Source organism: Shewanella sp. FJAT-52076, from assembly GCF_019457455.1.
GTDB lineage: Bacteria > Pseudomonadota > Gammaproteobacteria > Enterobacterales > Shewanellaceae > Shewanella > Shewanella zhangzhouensis.
This window is the reverse complement of the sequence record NZ_CP080415.1, coordinates 3,250,891-3,268,907: the sequence shown is the minus strand read 5'-3', so window position 1 is coordinate 3,268,907 and position 18,017 is coordinate 3,250,891. Positions and strand designations below refer to the sequence as shown.

Sequence of the window (18,017 nt, the reverse complement as noted above, 5' to 3'; positions counted from 1 at the left end):
AAATGGCCCTTATTTCCCTACGTCAACTGCTGGACCACGCTGCAGAGCATGGTTACGGTGTGCCTGCGTTCAACGTGAACAACCTTGAGCAAATGCGCGCCATCATGCAGGCGGCCGAAGCCACCGACAGCCCTGTGATTGTTCAGGCCTCTGCCGGTGCCCGCAAGTACGCCCGTCCTCAGTTCCTCAAGTACCTGATGAACGCCGCCCTCGAGCAGTATCCCGATATCCCTGTGTGTATCCACCAGGACCACGGCACCCACCCCGACGTGTGCCAGCGTTCTATCCAGCTGGGTATGAGCTCGGTGATGATGGATGGCTCTTTGATGTCCGACGGTAAAACCCCGGCTTCTTACGATTACAACGTCGACGTGACCCGCAAGACTGTGGCATTTGCCCACGCTTGTGGTGTGTCTGTTGAAGGTGAAATCGGCTGTCTGGGTAGCCTGGAAACCGGTACTGCCGGTGAAGAAGATGGTATCGGCGCCGTTGGTGTGCTGAGCCACGACCAGCTGCTGACCACCGCCGAAGAAGCCGCGCGCTTTGTGGCCGACACCCACGTTGATGCCCTGGCTATTGCCATCGGTACCAGCCACGGTGCCTACAAGTTCAGCCGCAAGCCTACCGGTGACGTGCTGCGTATTGACCGCATCAAAGAAATCCACGCCCGTATCCCCAACACCCACCTGGTGATGCACGGCTCTTCTTCTGTGCCCCAGTACTGGCTGGAAATCATCAACCAATACGGTGGTGAAATCCCTGAGACCTACGGTGTGCCGCTGGAAGAAATCGTCGAAGGCATCAAGCACGGTGTGCGTAAGGTGAACATCGACACCGACCTGCGTCTGGCCTCCACCGGCGCGGTACGTAAGTTCCTGGCCGAGAACCCAAGTGAGTTCGACCCACGTAAGTTCCTCAAGGCCTCCATGGAAGCCATGGCCGATATCTGTACCGAGCGCTACGAAGCCTTTGGCTGTGCCGGTATGGCATCGAAAATCAAGCCGCTGTCACTGCAGGCCATGTACAAGCGTTATCAGACCGGCGAGCTGGACCCGAAGATCAATCTCTAATCTCGCTGAACTGAAAAAGCCCGCAATCGCGGGCTTTTTATTTGGCTGGTTCCTGTAAGCGGGTAAATGTGCGCTTTTGCTTATGCTCGCCGGACAAACGGGTTAGCATTAGCCCATTGCCGTTATGTCGGAGCAGAGGATGTCCAAGGTGTTTTCCCCGTTTCAGTTCGATAACAGTTTTGTCCGGCACATGGAGGGCTTTTTTGAGCCCTGGCAAGGGGCGAGGGTGCCAGCGCCCGCCATGGTGTGCTTTAACCAACAGCTCGCCGACGAGCTGGGGATGGATGTAGATGCCATGGAAGACAGCCGTCTTGCGGCTTTCTTTTGTGGAATGCTCACTGCCGAAGGCAGCGAGCCCGTTGCCATGGCCTATGCGGGCCACCAGTTTGGTGGCTTCTCACCGAGGCTGGGGGATGGTCGCGCCTTATTGCTTGGAGAAATCACGGATATTCATGGAAGGCGCCGCGACCTGCACCTTAAAGGGTCGGGGCGCACCCAGTTTTCCCGTGGCGGTGACGGCAAGGCAGTGCTCGGGCCCGTGCTTCGCGAATATCTGATGGGCGAGGCCATGTATGCCCTGGGTGTTCCCACTACCAGAGCGCTGGCGGCCGTGACCACCGGCGAAGACATTTACCGTGATGGCATCAAGCCCGGCGCTGTGCTGGCACGGGTGGCGTCGAGCCATATCCGGGTGGGCACCTTTGAGTACGCTGCAGCGCGCGGCGACCATGAAGGGCTGCGTGAACTGGTTCGTTACAGTCTGAAGCGCCACTATCCCGAGCTTATGAGCGATGAAGCGCCAGCGCTTGCGCTGCTCAATGCGGTGTCCCGGGCACAGGCAAAGCTGGTGGCAAGGTGGATGGGCATAGGCTTTATTCATGGGGTCATGAATACCGATAATGTCACTATCTCCGGTGAAACCATAGACTACGGGCCCTGCGCCTTTATGGACAGCTACGATGCCCGCACCGTGTTCAGCTCCATCGATCACGATGGCCGCTACGCCTATGGCAATCAACCCGGCATTGCCCGCTGGAATCTGGCCCGCTTTGCCGAAGCCCTGTTGCCGCTGCTGGCTGAGGATGAATCCGAGGCGCTGGCCCATGCCCAGTCGGTGCTCGATGGCTTTGCCGAGGTTTATACCAAAGAATGGTTGGCTGTGTTTGCCGCCAAGTTTGGCTTGAAAACCGCACAGGATGGTGACCTTGAACTCTTTATGGACTTCCTGACCCTGCTCGGTGAGCTGAAACTCGACTTTACCCTGGCGTTCCGGGCGTTGGCGAACAGCCTTGGCGATACATCCGCGGCGGGCATTGAGGCCTTAAGCGCCGACAGTGCCAAACTCGCCCCCTGGCTGACCCGTTGGCATGAGAGGCTTGGCCGCGAATATGGTCCCCAATCCGACTTTGCTCCGGATGCCAGGGCGCTGATGCAAGGCGTGAATCCCGTGTTTATCCCCCGCAACCATCTGCTGCAGGGGGCGCTGGACAGCGCCGAAGCCGGGGATATGGGGCCTTTCGAGCGCTTGCTGGCGGTGGTATGCCGCCCCTATGAAGAACGGGCGGGCTATGAGGCCTATGCTTCGGGCGCCCCGGAAGATTTCGGTCCCTTCCGTACGTTTTGCGGCACCTGACGGGGGGAAGTTTTCCCCAGTAATTTGTTCAGTCAAATGCCGGATTTTGTGGTGTATTTCGCATTTCCGGCCTCAGGTGGTACCATGTGCGGCGATTTTTGGGAGCGAAAACACCTGATAAGGATAAGAGAATGATGAACAAACTGCTGATTGCCGCGGCCCTGACGGCGGCGACACCTTTTGCCGCCATGGCCGGTGCCGACTTCGTGGAAGGCGACAAAACCTTTGCCGGTGAAGCCGAGCTGGGCGCCACTCTGACCACAGGCAATACAGACACCACCTCACTTAAGGGCCGTCTCGGGCTCAAGCATGAACTGGGTAACTGGGAAAACCAGTACACCCTGGAAGCGCTCTACAAGGAAGACACTGACGAAGTGACCGCCGAGCGCTACTTTGCCGGTGCCCAGGGCAACTATAAGTTTGACGACAGCAACTACCTGTTTGCCAACGCCAACTATGAACAGGACCCTTTTACCGGTTATGACTACAAGCTGACCGGCGCCGTGGGTTATGGTCATCGTTTTATCGACACTGAAAGTACCACTCTGGCCATGGAAGTGGGTCCCGGTTACCAGTATCGCCGTTTGGATGACGAGCAGAGTGCGCTTTTGGGTTACAGCTCAGAAGACAGCGTGGTAGCCCACGGTGTGCTGAACTTTGAAACCAAGATCAGTGATTCTTCCAAGTTCAAGCAACTCATCGTTGCCGACTATGGCGACCAGTTGGAAGCGCGCTCCGAAACCTCGCTGACCGCCAATATCATCGGTGCACTGGCAATGAAATTTGCTGTGATCGTGCGTTACAACAGCGAGCCGCTGGATGGTAAAAAAAGCACAGACACAGAAACCAACATGACACTGCTGTATTCTTTCTAAAATTCAGCCGTTCATAAAAAAGCGCCCAATGGGCGCTTTTTTATTACCACCTTGTGGGTAAATGTAAAAAAATAATGAATTTTTACGTGATTCAGATAAAGCTTATTCAATGAAAGTTGCGCTCAGTCAAGATTCTGGCCGTGAGTGTCGTGCTAATTTCAGCGCAGATCATAACAACAAAGGCAATCTATGAAGGCAAAGCATTTGAATGGGGGAGTCCATCGTATCGCAGGGATGGCGATTTCTTTCATGTTGGCGCTGTTTGCGCCTATGGCTTTGGCGAGCAGCGGTGGCGGTGGCGAATGGCTCGATTTGACCGGTGCCACGGTGGGATACCTTGCCATCACCATTTTCGTGTTGGCCTATGCCCTGGTGATGCTGGAAGAGAAGCTGCACCTGCGCAAGTCCAAGCCGGTGCTGGTGGCCGCCGGGATCATCTGGGGCATGTTGGGGTTTGTCTATTCCCAGCACGGTATGCCTCAGGTGGCTGAAGAGGCCTTTAAGCACAATCTGCTGGAATATGCCGAGCTGCTGCTGTTCCTGTTGGTGGCTATGACCTACATCAACGCCATGGAAGAGCGCGGCCTGTTCGATGCCTTGCGGGCCTGGATGGTAAGTCGTGGCTTCAGCCTGCGGCAGGTGTTCTGGCTCTGCGGCATTCTGGCATTCTTTATCTCACCGGTGGCGGATAACCTGACCACGGCACTGCTGATGTGCGCTGTGGTGATGAAGGTGGGGGGAGAGAATCGCCGCTTTATTGGAATCGCCTGTATCAATATTGTGGTTGCTGCCAACGCCGGGGGTGCCTTCAGTCCCTTTGGTGATATCACCACCCTGATGGTGTGGCAAAAGGGCATAGTGCCCTTTGGTGAGTTCTTTGACCTCTTTATTCCTGCCGTCGTGAACTTTATGGTGCCGGCGCTGGTCATGAGCTTTTTTATCGGTAACGAGCGTCCTGCCGCCGTATCGGAGCGGGTATTTATGCGCCGCGGTGCCAAGCGGATTGTCGCCTTATTTTTACTGACCATCGCCTCAGCGGTGTTGGCGCATTCGCTGCTGGGTATGCCACCTGTGCTGGGGATGATGACCGGCCTTGGATTCCTGCAATTCTTTGGCTTCTTCCTTCGCAAAACCTTCAACCACTCGGTTGCCAAGGCCATTGCCAAGGCCGAAGCCGAGAAAAATCGGGAGCGTTTGACCTACCTGGGTAACGTGGTTCCCTTCGATGTGTTCAGTCGGGTAGCCCGCGCCGAATGGGATACCCTGCTGTTCTTCTACGGGGTGGTGCTCTGTGTTGGTGGACTGGGTTTTATGGGGTATCTCAGCCTGGTATCTGAAGCTATGTATACCCATTGGGATGCCACCTATGCCAACATCACGGTCGGCCTGTTGTCCGCCGTTGTGGATAATATCCCTGTGATGTTTGCCGTACTGACCATGGATCCGGATATGGCACTGGGGCAATGGCTGCTGGTCACCCTGACCGCCGGAGTGGGCGGCAGCCTGCTGTCCATTGGCAGCGCCGCCGGTGTGGCACTCATGGGGCAGGCGCGTGGGATATACACCTTTGGCACTCACCTCAAGTGGACGCCTGTGATTGCCCTGGGGTACGCCGCGAGCATCCTGGTGCACATGTGGCTGAATGCCGCAACCTTTCATTGACGGTTAATCATATCGGATTACAAGGGTAAGTGTTTGTATCCCTTGTAATCCGGTGATGTTCACATTTTCAGCTTTTCCTGTTCAGGGCTTAGACGGGATCACACCTCAGGGACAACGGATTCTCTATACTGAGCGCATTGTTACTTTTCGGATACGCAACCCATGCAAATTGGTGAGGCCCATTTCACCGCCAGCACCCTGACACTCGAATTCACTGATGGGCGTCGTCATACCCTGACCCAGGCTCAGGGGGCTTTGCTGTTAATGCTCGGTGCCGAGCGGGGGCGAGTGGTGTCACGTTCAAGCTTGCGTGGTGCCCTCAAGCAAGTAGGGGCCAATGAGCGTAAATTGGAGCGGGAAATGCGCTCGCTGGGAGCGCTGATGGGGCCCGATTGGCGCTACCTGCTCGAAGAGGTGGGGAATGAGGGCTATTTACTGCACTCTGGGATGCGTCCCATAGCACGGCTTTTTTCAAGGCCTGTCAGAGGCTTGTCCTGGATTCATTGTTTTGCCCTTGCCTGTCTCGGCATATTGGCGGTGTTTCTGGTATTGCTTATCTGGTCTTAACGACATAAAAGCGGATAGCGCCTGTGCACTATCCGCTGTAAGGAAAAAAAAGTCGGGGGCGTGAGGCGGACTTGACCCCCGTTATCGCATTACGGCGCGTCTGCGACAAATTGCATGTCACTGCTGGCTTTGGCGCCCTGGAGGGTGATGGCCAACCGGTATCTGCTCAGGGTGCCTTCCGGTGCATCCTGGCTCCAATCCAGTCCCTGTGCTTCAAACTGGTAGCGTCCCTTGGTGTCGCCTTCTGTCAATACACCCTCACAGGCAGAAGCATCTTCACCACAGCGGAAACTCTGGGAAACGTGCCAGCGCTTCCAGGCTTTGGCATTGTTTGAGGCATTTTCTTCAGGCGGTAAGCCGAAATAGATGAGCTCATACTGACTGGCGCCTGTGATGGCAAGCCCTGCCTCGTTCTTGAGGGTGAATTCCACGGCGCCGGTGAGAGGCTCAAAGCTGACCACTTCAAGGGCAATCGTCTCGGCCTCATCCACATGCACTACCTGAGCCACCGGTGGCTCGGGTGGCTCGGGTGTGATGGGCTCCTGCGGGTCATTGTCGCTGCCGCAGGCACCCAAAAGCAGTGTCGCAAGCAGCGGGTAGAGAAGTCTTGGTTTCATGGCGCCCCCTTAATTGAAGTGGCCGGTGTGACAGGTGGTGCATTCCATGTCGGTCTTAACGCTGGCGGCTGGACCCATGGTCTCTGTGCTGCCGTGGCAGGTCTGACAACGCTGGGCTTCTTCGGACGGTTTGGCTTCAGGGACACCGGCAATGACTTCGCCCTTGTAGGCGCGGTTCAGGAGTTCAACAAGGTGGTAGGCCATGGAAGCCGACAGGCGATAGCAGCGCTCGCCCTTCTGGCTGAAGGTTTTGCCCGATGCCTTGGACCAGTTACTGATGGAGGAGTGGCACAATACGCTGTTTGCTACCGATGAGCTGACAACCAGTTCGGTTTTCTCGGCGGTGGAGCCAATGCCGGCAATAAATTCTGCAGTATCCAGTGGCAGTTTGGTGTTTTCATACCAACGGAAGGCGGCGCCAATCACGGCGGCGTTCTGGCCGTTGATATCATCCAGCAGATTGACCAGCATACCTATGGCGTTGAGGTTACCACACAGGGTGCCCTGACCCGTTACCCCGGCAAAACCATAACCTGCGAGAGCGGTGGGAATAGTCTTGAACTTGTCGGCATCCACACTGGCAGAATTGGCCAACATGGTGACAGTGGCATGGAATACCTGGTGCATACAGCCGCCACCCGTCTCATAGGCCAGTTTGGCGGTGGCCATGGGGTCCAGCGGTACATATTTGAGTTTTTCACCGAGGGCGAGCTGATAGTTACCATTCTCGTCGGTGGCCGCCATCAGTGAAGTACTGACCAGGCCAAGTCCTGCTGCACTGCCCAGTCCGATAATTTGTCCGAGCGCCTGTCGTCTATCGATTTTCATACTGTTTTTCCTCTTGTTGTGATTCAAGGGTGTTGTGATACAAGGGCCCCTGGGGCCATGGCATCAGTATGTCGGGCACGAAAAGGAAGACTGTGATTTGGCGCGCTTGAAGCCAGCCGCCGATATCCGTTGGAGATAAAAGGTCTGGTCGATTAAGGCGCTTTTTCCTGATTGGTCGCAGCGGGCAGAAATGGTGTTATGTCACCTTATTTGTAACATTCATGTAAATTCAGCGGCATTCAATGGCATTTACATTTGACCATTCACTCATTCAACATATTGTTCAGTATCACATTTTTTAAGATTTCTCTCATTTTTGGTAAAGGCGCGTCACTTAATCCAGATCACAGTCCCTTACTCAGCCACAGGGTAAAATGGTCGGGTATTTTGAGTGAGGGATCCTGATGCAATTGGGTAATTGCTGGTTTGATGATGTCAAAGGGGAGCTGATTAATCGCACCTCCGGTGACGTCTGGCATTTGCCCAGAGCAGAAGCGCAGGTACTGAGACTCTTGCTGAGTCAGGCCGATCAGGTGGTCTCCAAGGCCGAGCTGCGTCAGGGCGACGATGAACATGGCGAGCTCAGTGATTCATCGGTTGCGCGGGCCGTGTTTATGATCCGCTCCTTCCTGGGCCCCGGCAGCGAACTCTTGATTGAAACCGTCAAGGGGCAGGGGTATCGCTTGCACTTGACCCCCATCACAGCACCTGTACCGGCAAAGAGGCGGTTGCCAACCCGCCGTCTGGGACCTGTGCCCATCTGGATCCCGGCGCTGCTGATGTTGGCATCCCTGTTTGCCGGTGGCTATTTTGCGCTGCGGGTGGGGGAAATGTCCCCCACAGCACCACTAAAGGTACAGTCGGTGGTGCAGGCCGACGGTCAGATGGTCAAGCTGGTGCTTTATGCCCATTCCCGCAGTAACAATACCCTGTTGCTTGAAAAAGCGTCCGAGCTGGCATCTGTACTCGGTGATTGTCGCCATTCCCGTTGGCGCGAAGTTTTTATGTCGTTAAGTCACGACTCCCGGGTATTGAATCTCACCCTGAGGGGCGATTATTTGGGGCAGGCAGTGGTACGTAACCTGAAGGTTAGCGATGGCCGCAGCCCAAGACGCTTTATCAGCCCCGACTGGCTCAGAGAGGTGGACATCTGTGACTAGAGCCTGGATCTGGAGCATTAACCTGTGCATTTTACTGTTGCTGATGCTGGCATTGGGCACCATTTTCAGCTTAACCCGTGGCGCCGAAACCACCTTGCTGAACTGCTCATCGGAACTCTACGAGCCCAGTGATGGCGCCCAGGCCAAGCAGTATCTGTTGGTTGACCTTGTCACCAAGGGCAAGCGGGCGCAGATGCATTACCGTTACTTCAACCTCGATGGCAGTTTGGCTGGCAGCATCAGTATGGAGGGTGAGCTTAAAACCTCCGCCGGAGCCGGTAACAGATACAGCATTGCCATTCACAGCAAAGAAGAGAAAACCGCCAAAAATGGTGCGCCCAACCCCATGCACATGAACTACGTGTCCTACGTCAGCGGGCTGAATCTGTCCGGCAAGGGGCTTCACGAGATGGAGCTGGAGATCCTGGAGCTGGATAAGGCCCGTGACTATGCCATAGTGCTGTTTCAGCCAAGTAATACGGTTTGCGGTTGCCGGTTGATCCACTGAGGGCGGATTTGGCAAACTGGGCGAGTAAAGTCTGTTGGGCTGGCGGCAGAAATCGCAGGTATTTCACCAGTCTGGCATAGAGGAGCCCTGTGGCCAATATTCAACTCAAGCAAGAAGACGCACTTTCCATTAAATTTTCCCATCAGCTCGGCGCCAACGACAGTTGCCGGCTGGACCTCTATTTTGCCTTGCCCAAGGAAATGGGCATTGGGCCCGAAAGCCTTGATGAAGAAGAGTATTTCCACAGCGCCATTCTGGGGCGGCGGGCCTATTATTCCGACGGCCTGCACCTGCCATTGGTGCAGAGCCGCTTTGTCAGCCTCAATAAGCGCACCATGGAGGAATTCAGGCTCTATCTGAACCTCTTTGCCTACCAGTTTGCCGTGGCCATGGAAAACGACACCAAGGAGCTGCTGCAGCTTAAAACCGCCGAGGAGTTTTTCCCCCGCCTGGGCGAACTGGGGGAGCAGGTGGGCGCGATTTTGAAGAAATTCCGCCGCAGTGAGCCCACAGAGCCCAAATGGAAACCCTGGTTTGAGCATGCCGACAACTATCTGTCGTGGCACTGTGAGCAAAAATTACTGCAGCTCATCATGCATGCACCGGATATTCCCACCGACGATGCCGAAGGCCCCAATACCGTGCGTGAAGCCGTGCTGTCGCTGTGCCGCGCCGAGGCGCTCTACCGTGATGGCCGCCATTACAATTCGGAAAAAACCAAATCGGATCACAACCGAATTTCCAACAAGATGCTGCTGCTCAGACGGCTTATCCAGCAGGGGGTGGTTCTTAAAGAAGAACTGAAACCCCTGGGCGTGGGCTTGAAGAAATTTGTCACCGGCCTTGCCACAGGTCTGGTGATGTTGGTGGTATCGGCGCTTATCATCAAGGCCCAGGGGGTGTTCAGCGGCGTAACCATGAGTTTGCTGTTGACCCTGGCGGTGATCTACGGCTTCCGGGAAATCTTTAAAGAAGACATACGTAACGCCATGTGGCGGGTTATCCAGCGCGGCCGTCCCCGCTGGAGCCGATTGCTGCGCGACACCTCGAGCCAGAAGGTGGTGGCCCGCCAGCAGGTGTGGCTGGACTTTGTTCGCAGCAAGGATTTACCGCTGGCGGTGACAGAAATTCTGAGCCGACGCCATCAGCAAAACCGCCTGGAGGCGGAATATCTGCACTATGGTATTTCGACCAAGGTGAATGACGAGGGATTTTTAGCCGGTTATGACACCCTCTCAGAACAGGTGTCATTTAGTCTGGTGCCGTTTGTCCGCTACCTGGAGCGGGGCAAGGTGAAGGTGTTCCGTGAAACCGAAGAGGGGATCTGCGCCGAAACCGCCGAACGCCGGTATCAAATCAACGTAGTGCTGGTGTACCGCGAAGGCCGCAAAGCGCCGCGCTATGCCAGATACAAGGTGACCTTAAACCGCAGCGGGATTATCAGCGTCAGTGAAAAATCCCTGCCGGAACAGCTGCTGGGTGTCAGCGGGTAAAGGCCTGACAAATCTTCTGATCGCCGGTTTGCTTGGCGCGCTTAAGGGCAATTTCGGCGTGGCTGATAAAGGCTTCGAGGTTTTGCCCGGACTGATGGGCCGCAATGCCAATGGAGATGCCTTCCCCGAGCCCCAGGCTGTTCAGTGAGTCCAGCGCATCCACCGCATACTTGTGGGCAGCATTGCTGTCGGTGCCCGGCAGTATGACCACCAACTTACCGAGCTGCCAATGGGAAATTTGTGAATTGGACGGCAGCTCTTTGAGCAGCAGGGTCTCTACTTCCTCCTGGCGTTTTTCCAGCTGACCTATATCGCTCATATGGCTGAGCATACCGGCGGGGCTGATGTCCATCAGCATCAGGCAGGAGTGATTGCGGCTCTGCTCACCAAGGGCATCATAGTAGCGCGCCAGATCCTCCAGATTGGCCAGGATGGTGCTGCGGTTGGGGATGAGCTGGCTGTTCTCGCGGCCACGATTGCGGCTGCTGGCTTGCTCCAGGGTACACACCAAATACTCAATATCCCCCTCATCGTCGAGGTGGCCTTTAAGGGTGGCCTGCAAACAGGTGCTGGCATTGTTGGTGCACAGAATTTGCCCCTGCCAGCTGCCCTGCATGGCCACCATTTGCGTAATGCGTGGCCATTGATTACCCAGGTCATTCTCAAGGAGATCAGCCAGATTGGCCCCCAGGGGCTCGTTGTATTCCAGCAGCTGTTCGAAGGCGTTGTTGCATTTAAGCAGGGTACCATCTGCCCGGGTCAGGGCGGTGGCCACGGCGCTGTCGGCCAGCAGTCTGTGCAGTGACTCTTCTTGGCGGCTCTGGGCCAGTTCACTGATGTCATTGAGGCCAACCAGGAAATAACGCTGGCGCTCTGTGTTGGCTCGGGTGTAACGCAGTACGACCCGGATCACGGCGCCGGGACGTTCATCCAGGCTCACTTCTCCGCGCCATTCTCCCTTGGTTTTGGCAGTGGCGATGATTTTATCAAAGCTGTCGTCATCCAGTTGCAAACAGCGCTGTAGGCTGCGGTCTGTCAGTTGATTGGCCGCCAGATTCAACAAGCTGCCAGCCTTGGGGTTGGCACTCAGAACCCGGCCCTTATCGTTCACCAACAGCTGACCTTCTTCGCCGGTAAAGAGATCGGCTGCCAGCTGGATACTGTTGTGACGGGCGCGCTGCTCGAGGCGGTAAAGGTGGGTGAGTATGACCACGGCCGCCGCCAGCAGTGTCAGTATGATGGCCCCTATGACCAGAATGGTTTGCCACTGGGAGAAGCGTGACGCAATGTCATCGTTGCGGATATAAGACACCAAAAAGTATTCACGGCGGGTTTCATACTGGGTGGTGAGGTCCACTTTCAGATACACAAAGGTGGCATCATCGCCATGGAACTGGCCAAAGTTGCTCATGGCCATTTGGCGCCACAGCGCAGGGTAGCTCTGACGCAGACTGCCACTCAAGCCCTCGGGCAGCCTCGGCAGCGGGGCATCGCTGGGGCCGGCATACATGAGTCCCTGGGTATCGAACATCATCATGGGTTGCTGGGTGGCACTGAGGGCGGGTTTGACCATGTCCAGGGTACGCAGCATGGAGTTATAGGTCACCAGATAACCCCGCACGCTCTGATCGGGGTTTTCAAGCCACGCCAGTTGATACATATAGGGTTCGAGGTCGCCGTTGACTGACAAGAACTCCATGGGGGAGCTGTAGATTTCGTTGCCCCCCATGTTGCGGGAGCCACCCAGCAGTGATGGCGGCAGGGTCTGACGGCCAAACACATCGGTGGAGGCAAACAGGAACTCGCCATTGGCATTGAACAGGGCAATGCCCATGAGCTCCGGCATGTTCTTTTGCAGGCCTGTCCATTGCAGCAGCAGTTTTTCCTTGAGGCCCTCATCGCCGCTATCGAGATACTGGCGCAGCAGTTCGCCACGGGCAAAGGTTTGGGTACGGAACTGCTGGAAGGTGACCTTGTCAGCAATCATGGTGCCGACAGACTGGAGCTCGCTGTATCTTTGGGTCGCCCATTCCTGCTGCAATCTGCGCTCGCCCAGGGTGATGATGACATTGATCACCAACACAACGCTTATCACCAGCATCGCCAACTGACTGGCGATGGCCAGCATACGTTGATGTGACCAGCGAACGCTTTGTTCATCGGTCAGCAGGGAGGAAAGCGACGATAATCCGGTATTGGGTTTGAGCATGCGAGCGGTAAATATGGGCTGAAAGTGGGCATCATGTTAACACGATTCCCCCGCCGGTACAGGCCTGCTCCCTCAGTTTGACGGGACAAACTTATCCCATGATATCCAGCTTGCGATGCTTGAAGATGCAACCCGCCGCCTCCACCAGTGCCCGACAGGCCGGGATATCGACTCCGGGCAGGCCATCGATGGCGGAAACCTCCACGCGTTTGATGTAAGCCGGTGCCATGCGGATAAAGTCATTCACTGCCTGCCAGGAACCTTTCAGCTTTGGTTGACAGTGTTCCAGATAGGTGAGTTCATCCTGGGCGTTGAGGGACACCGAGAGCGCATCCACGCAGTCCGCCAGTTCGGGCAGTATATTGCGTCGGTGAAACAGGTTTCCCAGGCCATCGGTATTGACCCTGACGTGACCGCCTCTCGCCTTGATGGCGCGGGCAACCCCCAGCAGTGTGGGTAAATTCAGCGTAGGTTCGCCGTAGCCACAAAACACGTATTCATCAAAGCTGCCTACATCCCCAAGCAGGGGCAAGAGGTCATCGACCCCGGGCTGTTTGTCCAATGCCAGCTGATATTGATGTATTTGGCGGCTGCCCTGTTGCTTGGGGCAAAAGCCGCACCTGAGGGTGCAGCGGCCGGTGATATTGAGGTAGCGGCTGCGGCGAATATCGTAAACGAGAGTGGCGTTTGGGGATGTGCTTTTAGCGGCAGTGGCGTCCATTGAATTCATGGTGTTGTGCCCGGTTAGGGCATAGGGGCGATGTGGGGGCAGTGTAGCAGAGGCTGTTTACTTAAAATGTTCCCGGGATCAAAAAGGGAGAGCCGAGGCTCTCCCTTTTTTGGGATACAGGCAACACTCCTGCGTCAGTCGTGCTTTGCCCCTTCGAGGGACTGCGACAGCGATGCACCTTGCTCTGTGACCTGCCCGGCAGCAGCGCCATGCTCATGGTGCCCCTGGTTTGGTTGCCACCACCAGTTGAACAGGCGGCGAGCGATGCTCGCGAAATCCGCCAGTATCACATACAGCAGCGGCACCAGTATCAGGGTCACCACGGTGGAGAAGAGGATACCGAATGCCAGCGAGGTGGCCATTGGGATCACAATCTGCGCCTGCAAACTGCGCTCAAGGATGATGGGCACCAGACCGAAGAAGGTGGTCAGTGAGGTCAGAATAATGGCCCTGAAACGGAAGCAGCCCGCATTTACAACGGCTTCACGCAGGGCAAAACCCTGTGCCCTGGCGCGGTTAACAAAGTCCACTAGGATAAGCGAGTCGTTCACCACCACGCCGGCCAGGGCGATAATACCGCACAGGCTAAGGACGCTGAGGGATAACCCCAGCAGCAGGTGGCCTATGATGGCGCCAATCATGCCAAAGGGGATCACCGACATGATGATCATCGGCTGGCTGTATGACTTCAGCGGAATGGCCATCAGGGCATAGATGGTGAAAAGGGCAAAGAACAGGCCCTGCAACAGACCCCAGATTGCGTCAGCCTCTTCCTGACTCTGACCATCGAGGGAGGTGTCGATATGGGGGTACTTTTGCTTCAGTACCGGCATAAAGTCTTTCTGGATGTCGGCGACCACCTTACCCGGCTCGACCTTGTCCTTGTTGGCGGCGGCCGTGATAGTGATAGCCCTGCGACCATCCACCCGGGTAATGGCCGAGTAAGAGTCGCCTATCTCGATTTCTGCCACGTTGGCAAAGGGCACTGCGCTGCCATCGGGCGTACGGATAAGCATGTTTTCCAGATGGCCAACGGTGCGACGCTGCTCCAGCGGATAGCGCACCATCACCTTCACTTCTTCCTTGTTGCGCAAAATGCGCTGGGCTTCGTAACCATAAAAGCCATAGCGTACCTGGCGCGCCAGATCTGACAGCGTCAGACCAAGGGCTTCGGCCTCGGGACGGATTTTCAGGCGGATTTCATGGCTGCCGGAGGAATAGTTATCGGCGATGTCGTACAGGCCTTCGTAGCTTGCCAGCTTGGTTTTAAGCTCTTTGGCGGCCAGCGACAGCTGCTCAAGATCGTTGGACGACAGGCGGAACGCCACATCACCACCGGCATCGTTGGTGGTGGCATTCATGGACAACTTCTTCACTCCCACCATTTCCGGCAGGGCGTCACGCCAGGCGTCGGTAATGGCGTTGCCATCCAGCTCGCGGTCTTCCCCTTTGGTCAGCTCGGCAAAGATAAAGGCACTGGTGCGGGAGTTCATGTTGAAGAAGCTGTGCTTCACCACAGGCTCGCCATACTTCTGCTCCATTTCACCGTTCATGCGGTAGAGGGCATCTTCGATTTGCTGCAGCGCCTTGAGGGTGTTGTCCTCTGAGCTGCCTTCTTCCATATCCAGATGCACCTGCACGAAGTCTGAGGGAATACTGGGGAAGAACACCCAGCGCACCTTGCCACTGGCGACCAGGGCGATGGAGAGGATCAATACCCCGGTAAAGCCGGCCAGCCAGTTGTATCTGTTGTGAATGGCACGCTCCAGGAACGCCTTGTAGCTGTGGTGGATAAAGTGGGCTACCCGCTCATTGAAACGCAGCTTCATGCGGCCGAGTGGGCCCGAGGGCTCCTTGGTGTTTGGCTTCATGTGGGCAAGATGCGCCGGCAGAATGAGCTTGGATTCCACCAGAGAAAACGCCAGACACAGGATCACCACCATACCGATGGATTTCCAGATGATCCCCATGGGGCCATCCACCATCAACATGGGAATAAAGGCCGCGATTGTGGTCAGTACCCCGAAGGTGGCGGGCATGGCCACCTTCTGAGCACCGCGAATGACGTTATCCATGTTGTGACCGTGGCGTTCCACCTCGGTGTGGACGCTCTCCCCAATCACAATGGCGTCATCCACCAATATCCCCAGCACCAGAATAAAGGCGAACAGCGTCAGCATATTGATGGAAAGGGCAAAGGGTTCCACCGGCATCAGCAGCAGGGTGCCGAGGAAACACACGGGAATGCCCACCATCACCCAGAATGCCAGTTTCAGATCGAGGAACAGTGCCAGGATCACAAACACCAGCAGGGCACCCATGGTCATGTTCGACAGCATCATATTGAGGCGGCCGTTGAGGTAGTGGGTCAAATCCCCCCAGTAATCCAGCTCGGCGCCGGCGGGCAAACTGAGTTTGCGCTCGGCGATGTAGTCTTTCACATCCTTGGCGATGGCTACCGCGTCCTGATCTTTCACGCTCAGCACTTCGACTATCACAGCGGGTTTGCCATTGAAGCGGGTGTAGTCGAGGCGCTCTTCGAACTCATCCTTAATGGTGGCCACGTCCGGCAGCATGATGCGACTGCCATCTTTGCTGGTGGCAACCACTATGCTGGAAAAGTCTTCGCCGGTGTAAGCCTGGCCCTTGGTACGCAGCAGGATATCGCCGTCTTTGGCGCGAATGGCGCCGCCGGGCAGGTCCAGGGAGGAGTTTTGCACCGCCATGGCCACCTGGGTGAAGGTGAGGCCATATTCACGCAACTTGTTCTCCGACACTTCGATGCCGATTTCATAGTTGCGGGCACCGGCTACCTGGGCACGGGTCACCGAGGGCAGGGCAGCCACTTCATCACGAATGTTTTTGGCCAGTTCCTTCATCTCGTGGGCGTTGATATCGCCATACACAGACAGCCAAATCACGTTGTTTTCAGGCTTTATCTGATAAATGTTGGGTTTTTCGATGTTGGCCGGAAAGGTGGAAATGGCATCGATACGCAGCTTGGCCTCATCCAGCACGGTTTTGGCGTCGACACCGTTTTCCACTTCGATGGTGATGCTGCCCACACCATCGCTGGCCACCGAGGTCAGCTTTTTAATGCCGATAACATCCTGGATGGCTTCTTCGATTTTGATGTTGATCCCTTCTTCGATTTCCTGTGGTGCGGCGCCTGGGTAGGCAACGGAAATTCTGAGCAGGTTGAGCTCGAAGCTTGGAAATATTTCTTTGTTAATCAGCTGAGTACTGAATAGGCCGCCAACCAGCAGCACTATCATCAGCAGGTTGGCCGCCACACTGTTGCGGGCAAACCACGCAATTATGCCTTTGTGGGTGTCCATTACTTGTCCCCTGCCTGTGCCAGACGCTCATCGGTGGGCGCCTCGCTGTCCCTGGTGCTGTTTGGGGTTTCTTCACCGCGGATTTTCACCACCTGACCGGTGGACAGGGTGCCTGTATTGGTCAGGGAAACGCGCTCTCCGGTTTTGAGGCTGTCCTTGATGTAGGCGTAGTTCAGATCCGAGCGCACAACATTCACGTCACGCAGCTCCAGGGTGTTATCGCTGCGAACGACCGGCACCTTGCCTTCACGCACCAGATGGCGGTCCAGACGCACTATGCCGTCCTCGGTGCGGCCCTTGATGATGGCGTTGACGAAGGTACCGTATTTCAGCGGCAGTTGGCCCTGGGTTTTATGCTTGCGCAGGTATGGGTCGGGAATTTCCGCCACCAGATAGACCATGCGGTTGCCTTCATCGATAACCCCTTCGCTGCGCACTATGGCGCCGGTCCATACCACTTCGCGACCGGCCAGGGAGGCTGTCAGGGTCACTTCGGTGTCGGGGTTGTCCACAGACTCCAGATAGGCGAGATCGGCATTGGCCAGTGGCAGGCGGATTTCAGCAACGCTGGTATCGTAAAGCTCACCCAGCTTGGTGCCGAGGGTGACGTATTGCCCCAGGTCGACACCGCGGGTTTTGACTATGCCGTCAAACGGCGCGCGGATAACGGTGCGCTCCAGATTACGCTTGGCGCGGGCCAGGGCGGCTTCGGCGTATTTGACGTTGGCCTGTTCTTTTTTCAGCTGCGGAATACGCAACCCCAGCTCCGGGGGGACGCCCTTGTCATATCCCTTGAACTCGGTTTTTGCCACTTCCCCACGGGCGATTTCTTCATTGAGTGCGGCGGTTGCCTGTGCCAGTGAGGCTTCCGCCTGCATCAGGTCGGCCTGATAGTCTGACGGTTCAATCACTGCCAGTTGGTCGCCAGCCTTCACCACTCCGCCGGCAACAAAATTGGGAGATACGCTGGTCAGGCGCCCCTGAACTTCGGCCACCAGTTGCGTTTTGTGCCGTGGCATCACTACCCCGTAGGAAGGCAGATTCAACGACAGCGTCTCCTGCTTCACCTCAGCCACTTCAATAATCGGCATATTGGCTTCTTCGGCCTTCTGCTCGGGAGCTTCTTTGGTGGCCATGAGTACCATGGCGGCCAGGATAAATAGCGCGAGAATGATAAGGGGGAGGGTACGTCTTAAAATAGTGCTCATAGTGGCCCGCTTGTCCATATACAGGTAACGGGGCCTAAGGTACCAAAAGCGCCTTGCTATACCAATCAGTTTTTGTAACAGAAATGTATCTGATTTTTATCGAAGAGGTGGATTGATCT

At 56.1% G+C, this 18,017-nt stretch carries 14 protein-coding genes; 8 read left to right on the top strand and 6 right to left on the bottom strand.

Features of this window, described 5'->3' with window-relative positions; all coding sequences use genetic code 11:
* Positions 1–2 precede the first annotated feature (2 nt).
* From fba to K0H79_RS14350, 5 genes are all read left to right on the top strand, one after another.
* Complete coding sequence (gene fba / locus K0H79_RS14370) at positions 3–1,070, top strand: class II fructose-bisphosphate aldolase (protein WP_011760864.1); 1,068 nt, start codon at positions 3–5, stop codon at positions 1,068–1,070.
* Positions 1,071–1,209: 139 nt separating this feature from the next.
* Positions 1,210–2,703, top strand: a complete 1,494-nt coding sequence (locus K0H79_RS14365; protein WP_220076262.1) for a YdiU family protein — start codon at positions 1,210–1,212, stop codon at positions 2,701–2,703.
* 134 nt (positions 2,704–2,837) lie between these two features.
* A complete protein-coding gene (locus K0H79_RS14360; protein WP_220067919.1) occupies positions 2,838–3,578 on the top strand; it encodes a DUF481 domain-containing protein in 741 nt (246 codons plus the stop codon).
* 234 nt (positions 3,579–3,812) lie between these two features.
* Positions 3,813–5,240, top strand: coding sequence for a sodium:proton antiporter NhaD (gene nhaD / locus K0H79_RS14355; RefSeq protein WP_258405400.1), 1,428 nt, complete (start codon positions 3,813–3,815; stop codon positions 5,238–5,240).
* A 162-nt stretch (positions 5,241–5,402) separates the two neighbouring features.
* Entirely contained in the window at positions 5,403–5,807 is a 405-nt protein-coding gene (locus tag K0H79_RS14350; protein ID WP_220065406.1) for a hypothetical protein, read from the top strand.
* 89 nt (positions 5,808–5,896) lie between these two features.
* Here K0H79_RS14350 and K0H79_RS14345 read toward each other — a convergent pair whose 3' ends face one another.
* Both K0H79_RS14345 and K0H79_RS14340 read right to left on the bottom strand, forming a co-directional pair.
* Complete coding sequence (locus K0H79_RS14345) at positions 5,897–6,424, bottom strand: hypothetical protein (RefSeq protein WP_220076261.1); 528 nt, start codon at positions 6,422–6,424, stop codon at positions 5,897–5,899.
* 9 nt (positions 6,425–6,433) lie between these two features.
* Positions 6,434–7,252: a cytochrome c3 family protein gene (locus K0H79_RS14340; RefSeq protein WP_220065404.1), complete on the bottom strand. Its 819-nt coding sequence runs from the start codon at positions 7,250–7,252 to the stop codon at positions 6,434–6,436.
* Between the two features lie 404 nt (positions 7,253–7,656).
* On the opposite strand from K0H79_RS14340, the gene K0H79_RS14335 reads away from it, so the two are divergent.
* The 3 genes from K0H79_RS14335 to K0H79_RS14325 all read left to right on the top strand — a co-directional run bounded on the left by K0H79_RS14335 (position 7,657) and on the right by K0H79_RS14325 (position 10,413).
* Entirely contained in the window at positions 7,657–8,412 is a 756-nt protein-coding gene (locus K0H79_RS14335) for a helix-turn-helix domain-containing protein (RefSeq protein WP_220076260.1), read from the top strand.
* A complete protein-coding gene (locus K0H79_RS14330) occupies positions 8,405–8,920 on the top strand; it encodes a hypothetical protein (protein WP_220065402.1) in 516 nt (171 codons plus the stop codon). The genes K0H79_RS14335 and K0H79_RS14330 overlap by 8 nt, the downstream gene beginning before the upstream one ends.
* Before the next feature lie 89 nt (positions 8,921–9,009).
* Complete coding sequence (locus tag K0H79_RS14325; protein WP_220076259.1) at positions 9,010–10,413, top strand: hypothetical protein; 1,404 nt, start codon at positions 9,010–9,012, stop codon at positions 10,411–10,413.
* Here K0H79_RS14325 and K0H79_RS14320 read toward each other — a convergent pair.
* The 4 genes from K0H79_RS14320 to K0H79_RS14305 form a co-directional block, all read right to left on the bottom strand.
* Positions 10,403–12,622: a PAS domain-containing protein gene (locus K0H79_RS14320; RefSeq protein ID WP_220076258.1), complete on the bottom strand. Its 2,220-nt coding sequence runs from the start codon at positions 12,620–12,622 to the stop codon at positions 10,403–10,405. The two genes, K0H79_RS14325 and K0H79_RS14320, sit on opposite strands and share 11 nt — an antisense overlap.
* A gap of 91 nt (positions 12,623–12,713) precedes the next feature.
* On the bottom strand, positions 12,714–13,352 hold the full coding sequence (locus K0H79_RS14315) for a TatD family nuclease-associated radical SAM protein (RefSeq protein ID WP_220076257.1): 639 nt from the start codon (positions 13,350–13,352) through the stop codon (positions 12,714–12,716).
* 134 nt (positions 13,353–13,486) lie between these two features.
* Complete coding sequence (locus tag K0H79_RS14310) at positions 13,487–16,690, bottom strand: efflux RND transporter permease subunit (RefSeq protein ID WP_220065398.1); 3,204 nt, start codon at positions 16,688–16,690, stop codon at positions 13,487–13,489.
* Positions 16,690–17,898: an efflux RND transporter periplasmic adaptor subunit gene (locus K0H79_RS14305; protein WP_258405399.1), complete on the bottom strand. Its 1,209-nt coding sequence runs from the start codon at positions 17,896–17,898 to the stop codon at positions 16,690–16,692. The genes K0H79_RS14310 and K0H79_RS14305 overlap by 1 nt, the downstream gene beginning before the upstream one ends.
* Positions 17,899–18,017 lie beyond the last annotated feature (119 nt).

Excerpts from the sequence above, each read along its gene's own strand:
- fba (WP_011760864.1), top strand. The coding sequence starts at position 3 with ATGGCCCTTATTTCCCTACGTCAACTGCTGGACCACGCTGCAGAGCAT.
- K0H79_RS14365 (WP_220076262.1), top strand. The coding sequence starts at position 1,210 with ATGTCCAAGGTGTTTTCCCCGTTTCAGTTCGATAACAGTTTTGTCCGG.
- K0H79_RS14360 (WP_220067919.1), top strand. The coding sequence starts at position 2,838 with ATGAACAAACTGCTGATTGCCGCGGCCCTGACGGCGGCGACACCTTTT.
- nhaD (WP_258405400.1), top strand. The coding sequence starts at position 3,813 with ATGGCGATTTCTTTCATGTTGGCGCTGTTTGCGCCTATGGCTTTGGCG.
- K0H79_RS14350 (WP_220065406.1), top strand. The coding sequence starts at position 5,403 with ATGCAAATTGGTGAGGCCCATTTCACCGCCAGCACCCTGACACTCGAA.
- K0H79_RS14345 (WP_220076261.1), bottom strand. The coding sequence starts at position 6,424 with ATGAAACCAAGACTTCTCTACCCGCTGCTTGCGACACTGCTTTTGGGT.
- K0H79_RS14340 (WP_220065404.1), bottom strand. The coding sequence starts at position 7,252 with ATGAAAATCGATAGACGACAGGCGCTCGGACAAATTATCGGACTGGGC.
- K0H79_RS14335 (WP_220076260.1), top strand. The coding sequence starts at position 7,657 with ATGCAATTGGGTAATTGCTGGTTTGATGATGTCAAAGGGGAGCTGATT.
- K0H79_RS14320 (WP_220076258.1), bottom strand. The coding sequence starts at position 12,622 with ATGCTCAAACCCAATACCGGATTATCGTCGCTTTCCTCCCTGCTGACC.
- K0H79_RS14315 (WP_220076257.1), bottom strand. The coding sequence starts at position 13,352 with ATGAATTCAATGGACGCCACTGCCGCTAAAAGCACATCCCCAAACGCC.
- K0H79_RS14310 (WP_220065398.1), bottom strand. The coding sequence starts at position 16,690 with ATGGACACCCACAAAGGCATAATTGCGTGGTTTGCCCGCAACAGTGTG.
- K0H79_RS14305 (WP_258405399.1), bottom strand. The coding sequence starts at position 17,898 with ATGAGCACTATTTTAAGACGTACCCTCCCCCTTATCATTCTCGCGCTA.